Origin of the sequence: Phenylobacterium sp., assembly GCF_004799395.1 — a bacterium.
Classification (GTDB): Bacteria; Pseudomonadota; Alphaproteobacteria; order Caulobacterales; family Caulobacteraceae; genus Phenylobacterium.
In genome coordinates this window covers 1-5,589 of the sequence record NZ_SSMZ01000181.1, presented here as the reverse complement: position 1 = coordinate 5,589, position 5,589 = coordinate 1, and the positions used below count along the sequence as shown (strand labels likewise).

7 protein-coding genes are annotated in these 5,589 nt (G+C 70.7%); 3 read left to right on the top strand and 4 right to left on the bottom strand.

Translation table 11 applies throughout. From position 1 onward, the window contains the following. Nucleotides 1-589: response regulator (locus E8A12_RS11985; protein ID WP_293368962.1), on the top strand; the 589-nt coding region annotated here is incomplete at its 5' end. A gap of 4 nt (nt 590-593) precedes the next feature. Here E8A12_RS11985 and E8A12_RS11980 read toward each other — a convergent pair. Further along, nucleotides 594-1,685 carry a helix-turn-helix transcriptional regulator gene (locus E8A12_RS11980; protein WP_293368964.1) on the bottom strand — a complete coding sequence of 364 codons (1,092 nt, stop codon included), beginning with the start codon at nt 1,683-1,685 and terminating at the stop codon, nt 594-596. A gap of 171 nt (nt 1,686-1,856) precedes the next feature. Next, nucleotides 1,857-2,171 carry a hypothetical protein gene (locus E8A12_RS11975; protein ID WP_293368960.1) on the bottom strand — a complete coding sequence of 105 codons (315 nt, stop codon included), beginning with the start codon at nt 2,169-2,171 and terminating at the stop codon, nt 1,857-1,859. A 253-nt stretch (nt 2,172-2,424) separates the two neighbouring features. Here E8A12_RS11975 and E8A12_RS11970 point away from each other — a divergent pair, with 253 nt between their 5' ends. Both E8A12_RS11970 and E8A12_RS11965 read left to right on the top strand, forming a co-directional pair. Beyond that, nucleotides 2,425-2,625 carry a hypothetical protein gene (locus E8A12_RS11970; RefSeq protein ID WP_293368958.1) on the top strand — a complete coding sequence of 67 codons (201 nt, stop codon included), beginning with the start codon at nt 2,425-2,427 and terminating at the stop codon, nt 2,623-2,625. 77 nt (nt 2,626-2,702) lie between these two features. Further along, nucleotides 2,703-3,113: a DUF2076 family protein gene (locus E8A12_RS11965; RefSeq protein WP_293368956.1), complete on the top strand. Its 411-nt coding sequence runs from the start codon at nt 2,703-2,705 to the stop codon at nt 3,111-3,113. Between the two features lie 20 nt (nt 3,114-3,133). Here the strand turns inward: E8A12_RS11965 and E8A12_RS11960 are convergent, their stop codons facing one another. Next, the gene (locus E8A12_RS11960; protein WP_293368954.1) at nt 3,134-4,267 is read right to left on the bottom strand and encodes a phosphatidylinositol-specific phospholipase C1-like protein; all 1,134 of its coding nucleotides are present in this window, start codon (nt 4,265-4,267) and stop codon (nt 3,134-3,136) included. 190 nt (nt 4,268-4,457) lie between these two features. Then, on the bottom strand, nt 4,458-5,589 hold a 1,132-nt coding region (locus E8A12_RS11955; RefSeq protein ID WP_293368952.1), incomplete at its 5' end, for a lysozyme inhibitor LprI family protein.

The following is a 5,589-nucleotide window of genomic DNA, read 5'->3' as shown; positions in this document are numbered from 1 at the left end:
CCGCTTCGGCCTGGAAGTGGCCATCGGCGTCGTCATGGCCCGTCAGATCCTCGACGGCCTGGGCGGCACGCTGCGCAGCGAAGGCGCCGGCGGCAAATCCGAGACCGTCGTCTTCGAGATCCTCCTGCCCATCGCGTCGGAAACCCCGGCCGAGGAACCGCAGGAAGCCGAACGCTCGGCCCACGTCCTGGTGGTCGACGACAACGCCACCAACCGCATGGTCGCCCAGGCGCTCTGCGAGATGTTCGACTGCACCTGCGAAAGCGCCAACGACGGCGCCGAGGCGGTCGAGGCCGCCCGCGGCGGCCGTTTCGACCTGATCCTTATGGACATCAAGATGCCGGTAATGGACGGCGTCGCCGCCACCCGCGCCATCCGCGCCCTCGGAGGGCCGGCCGCCCTGGTGCCGATCATCGCGCTCACCGCCAACGCCGAGCCGGAAGACGCCGAGGGCTATCTCGCCGCCGGCATGAACGGCGTGGTCGAAAAGCCCATGAAACCCGAGCATCTGCTGGCCGCCCTGCAGGCCGCGCTCGGCGAAACCGCGGCCGCCGAGGAGATCGCCGCCGCCAAGGCCGCCGCCGCCTAAGGCCTCAATTCAGGTTGAGGATGCCGCCCAGCAGGGCGACCACCTCGGTCTGCCGATGGCAGCCGGTCTTCTGCAGCACGCCGCGCACCTGGTTGCGGATCGTGGTCGGCGAAACCCCGCCGCTCGCGGCGATCTCGTCGACCGTGTCGCCGGCGCTGAGCGCGCGGGCCACCCGCGCCTCGGCCGGCGTCAGGTCGAACAGCGACTGCACCAGTTCCACCGGAGGCGCCTGCGGCAGCGCCACCGGCGTCAGCACCAGCACCCCGGCGCACTGCACGAAGACGTCGCGCGCCTGGCCGCGCAGCGGGATCACGTGGGCGACCATCGCCGCGGCGGTCTGGGCGCCCCGGACGGCGAAGGAGCGCACTGCAGGCGGGCCGCCCGCCTCATCAAGGCCCAGGGTGGCGATGGCCTGCTGCAACAGGGCATCGGCCGCCGCATCGGTCAGCGAAATCCGGTCGCGGGCGCGCCATTGGATCGGGCCGGCCATCGCCTCGATCGTCGGATTGGCCGCCAGCACCCGGCCGTCCGGGTTGAACACCAGGGCCGGTATCCCCAGCAGCGCCAGCGCCTCGGCCGCCGCCTTGGCGCGCTCCAGCTGGAGGCGCGCCGACAACAGCGCGCTGCGCGCCAGATGTGGCCGCAGGGCGTCCAACTGCTCGACCACGGCAGCCTCCACCGGTCCGCGTGCGCGGTCGCGCTCGAAGGTCAGCACCATGGTGTCGCCGGTCGGCAGCGGCATGGCGGTGGCGACGGCCCAGCCCAGGCCGATGGGCCAGAGCACTTCGCGGTAGAGGCGGTCCGCCGCCATCTCCGACTCGTCGGCATAGCCGTCTTGGTCGGTCAGGAAACCTGAGTGCCGCAACTCCACCAGCCGGCGGAACCGGTCGCCGCAGTCCATCAGGTTGTTACGGGCCAGGGCGTCCCAGACCTCGGTCAGGCTGTCGGAGGACGTCCAGTGGAGCACTGTCGAGTTGGCGGTGAGCAGGCACCCGCCCCGCGCCAGGGCGATCTCCGAAATCTCGTCCAGCACGCCGGGCCAGGACTCCGGCGCGAAGGCGCACTCGTAGATCCTGTCGATCAGCCCCTCTCGCACGCTGCCCAAGCACTCCCTCGCTCGCGCTCGTCGGCAAGTCGTCCGCCCTGCCCGGCTTAAGGACGCCTCGCCGCAAGGTCAGCTTAGATGACAGGTCAAATATCAGCGTTCAATTCTTTGCGTCGACGTCAGCTGCAGCGGCGTTGGAATTTGTTGGCCCGCTTGATCAATCTAGGCGTCGTCGGTGACCAGCCGGGCGGCCTGATAGTTCGCCGCCAGGTCCTCATGCTCGGCTGTGCGCGCTGCGCGCGCAATGTTCAGCCGCGTGAAAAGGTGGCTCTGCCGGCGTCCGGTCCGCGCCGCCGACGGCGGCCGCAAGGTCGACAGATCCAGCGAGGCGCCGACGGTCAAGACCTTGAATCCCGAAGCGGTTTCCTGGACGAGCACATAGTTGCCCGCCGCCGGCAGGTGCGGCGTCCCGGTCAGCCGGCGCCGGAACCGATAGGCCGCCCCGGAGGCGCCCAGAAGCTCGATGAAGTCCTGCATGTCCACTCTAACGCTGCGCGCTGGATCGCCAGGCGCTATTGGCCGATCTGCGGTCGTTCTGAGCCGCCCGTTCGCCGCAAAGCCCCGAGGGCCGCGGCCCCCCGCCCATCTTCCCGGCTGACGTGACGACAACAAGGCAGCTTGGCCTTGGCGCCGTCCCCGGACCCACTCAAGAATAAGCTCTACCACAGTATCGCTTGGCCTCACCCGAGACTCGCCGCCTTATCGTCGCCGGGGCGTAGAGGTTAGTGCGATGGACGAAGCAACTTTCGTGGCGTTTGTACCGAAAAAGAAGAATGACCTGCTCCGCCAGACCTTGAGCACGGAGGACACCGGCCCCCTGCGATGGCGCGAGCGGCGGACCTTCTCGGGCAGCGAGTTCTACTTCACCGGACCGACCGAGCTGGCCCGAAAAGCCCAGATATACGTGGTCCAGTGGTTGATCTCCGGCTGACGGCGGCGGCTTAAAGCCCGGTCCAACCTCGCGCGGCGGCATGCTATGAGCCCACCTCCAGACATGGAGACGGCCCCGTGACGCCTGACGAACGCAGCCTGCTGCAGACCTTCCTCACCGACCTTTCCCAGACGCCGAACGTCGCCAAGGACCCGGAGGCCGATGCGATGATCGCCGCCGCCGTGCGGTCAAATCCCAATGCGGTCTATCTCCTGGTGCAGCACGCGATCCTGGCCGATCAGGCGCTGCACGCCGCTCAGGCCCAGCTACAAGCCCAGGGCCCGTCACCGACCTCGTTCCTGCCGCCCGGCGCACAGGCGCCCTCCCCGTGGGCCGGCCAGGGCGGCATGCCCGTGCAATCCAGCCCGTTCGCCGCCAACAGCGGCCTCGGCGGCTTCCTGCGCAACGCCGGGCAGATGGCGGTGGGCGTCGCCGCCGGCGACTTCCTGTTCCAAGGGATAGAGAACATCTTCTCGCCCCGCTGGTAGGCGCGCGTCGCGCCTGCGCCCTACTTGACGACGGGCGTGTCTCCCAGCCCCGTGTCCGAGCAGCCCTTCGGCGAATTGACCGGGTTGCAGCGCACCGAGGCCTCGCCGGGCAGGCTCACCTTGAACCCTGTCCAGCGCGAGGGCTCGAACCAGGGGTAGTCGGTGCTGACCATCTGCGCCCCGCTTTTCAGCGCCTTGTCGCGCTGGGTGGTGTCGCCGCTGCGGGCCTCCTTGGTGTCGGCGTCGGAGCGGGTGCGCACGATGTAGCCCTGCTTCACTAGGGCCGCGATCGCCTCGGGCGTCCCCTCGTTCTGCTCGACAAAGGCGGCGTCGGGCGTCCCGGCATCGGCGTTGGTGAAAAGCACCCGGCCCTGCAGCGCCGGATGGCCGGCGGTGTAGATCGGCGTGATGTTCGACTGGTCCAACAGGAAGACGACCTTGCCCCGCGCGTTCTTCAGGGTCGGCCAGCCGCCGTGCGCCACGGCCTGCGGCAGGGTCGCAAACTTGCCGCGCACCTGGTCGGGCGTGACCATCTCGCGCTCCGGGAACACCGAGCGGATCTCGGCGTCCAGCGCGTCCAGGACTTCCGGCGTGAAGCGCTCATAGTCGACCATTCCGGGCACCGCCTTGATCGGCTCCTGGGTCTTGGTCTCCACCAGGATGTAGAGCGGCACGTGCTGCGGATGCGCCTTCGACCAGGCCCGGATCTCCTTCAGGCAGCCGACGAAGGGCTGACAATTGGAGATGTAGTCGATGTCCTGCACGTGCATGACCTTGAACCCGGGCTTTGCGAACACGCCCTCCTTGTCGAAGCCTGCCGCCCCGCCGGCGTTGAGGGTCGCCCCGAACGGATGGGCGAAGCGGCCGCCCTTGGCGTCGGCGTAGATGTCGAGCTCGATCTGCCGGACGCCGTGGTCGAACTGCACGCTCAGCGGAGAATGCTGGTAGTCCAGCCCATCGAAAGCCTTGGGATTGGTGGCCTGCAGCATCTTGGCGACGCCCGGGGTCAGGCCGGCGTGGTAGCTGTTGTGGCTGCCGATCACCTGCAGCTGGTTGATGCGCAGGCTGTCGTCCGGCCCTGCGGCCCAGGCCGCGGCGGAGACAGCGAGCGCGCAAGCCGCGGCGCCCGCGGCGGTGGCGATGAACCTGGACATCTGATCTCCCGAAACGGCGGCGGCTTTGCGGATCGCGCTTGTTAGGCGCGAAATGTGACAGGTTGGGCTGGCCCGTCCAAGGCCCGCCGCCGTCGGGGCCACCGACACGGTGTACTTCGACGACATGGAAGCCAGCGGCCAGCCGACCTTCTCGGCGCTGAGCCCGGGCGGCTCGGCGGCCTCGGCGCAGCTACTTCCCGGCCAGCGCTTCGGCCGTGGCCGCCTTGAGCTTGCGAATGCGCTCCTCGTAGAGCTGCGCCAGGCGGGTCGGATCGGTGACGGCGCTGCGCGCGTCGCGCCAGGCCAGCTGATGCTCGCGCAGCAGGTTGCGGTCCTCGTGGGCGTCCAGCGCGTCGGCGTAGGCGTGGCGCAGTTCCTCCTGCAGCCGCCGCAGCTTCGCGTCGCCGCAGATCGTGCGGTCCGCCGGCGTCGGCGCGGCCGAACAGCCTGCGGCCACGGCCGGCGCCGATCGCTCGGGGGCAGGCTCAGCGGCCTCGGCGCTCTTCGCCGGCTCCGGCTCGGCGCGCACTGCTGGCGGCGGCGCGGGCGTTGTATCGGCTGGGCGGCTGTCCGCGGCGTGGGCGGGCTCCAGGGTGTCCGGCGTCGGCGTCGATGCGGCCGCGGCGTCGGGCTGAGCCAAAGGCGCGGGCTCGGCGGCGATCGGGGCCGGGGTTTGCGGCGCGGGCGCCGGCGGCGGCGCCAGCGCGGCGGTCTGGACAGGGGCCACGGCCGGCGGCGGCCGGTCGGGCGGCATCTGGCCGACCCAGAAGCCCAGGGCCGCGCCAACCGCGATGCCGAGCGCGAAGCCGACCACGAGCCGCAGGCGGGGCCGATAGCTCGGCTTGGGCCGCCTGGCCGGCGCCGAGCCCATCTGCAGCCCGTCCGCTCTCGCCGGCGGCGCCTCATCCTCGATCGGCGCGGGATCGGCGTCCCAAAGGCTGAGCGGGCGGCCCGCGTCCAGGGAGAACGGCGGAGCCTCGAGGTCATCCTCCGACGGGCCCGGGCCCAGGTCCGGGGCTGCGGCGGGCGGGGCTTGGGCCTTACGCCGCCCGCGGCGCTGTGCGGGCGCGTCCTCGGGGACTGCCGGCGCCGCCAGGCTGTCGGAGTCCGCAGACGGCGGGCGCCAGTTCGGCATCGGCGGCAGGTCGTCGTCCTCCAGCGGCTCGCCGAGGTCGACCTCCAGCTCGCGCGCCTCCGCAGAGCCTCGCGTCAGGAACCCGCGCCGCTCCGCGGGCGTCTTCACCTCCGCGGCCATCGAAGTCACCCTCTGGAACCACCCGCTCCTGATCCTGACGATCTCGCTTTGGGCCGTCAGCCGGGGC

Excerpts from the sequence above, each read along its gene's own strand:
- E8A12_RS11960 (WP_293368954.1), bottom strand. The coding sequence starts at position 4,267 with ATGTCCAGGTTCATCGCCACCGCCGCGGGCGCCGCGGCTTGCGCGCTC.
- E8A12_RS11975 (WP_293368960.1), bottom strand. The coding sequence starts at position 2,171 with ATGCAGGACTTCATCGAGCTTCTGGGCGCCTCCGGGGCGGCCTATCGG.
- E8A12_RS11970 (WP_293368958.1), top strand. The coding sequence starts at position 2,425 with ATGGACGAAGCAACTTTCGTGGCGTTTGTACCGAAAAAGAAGAATGAC.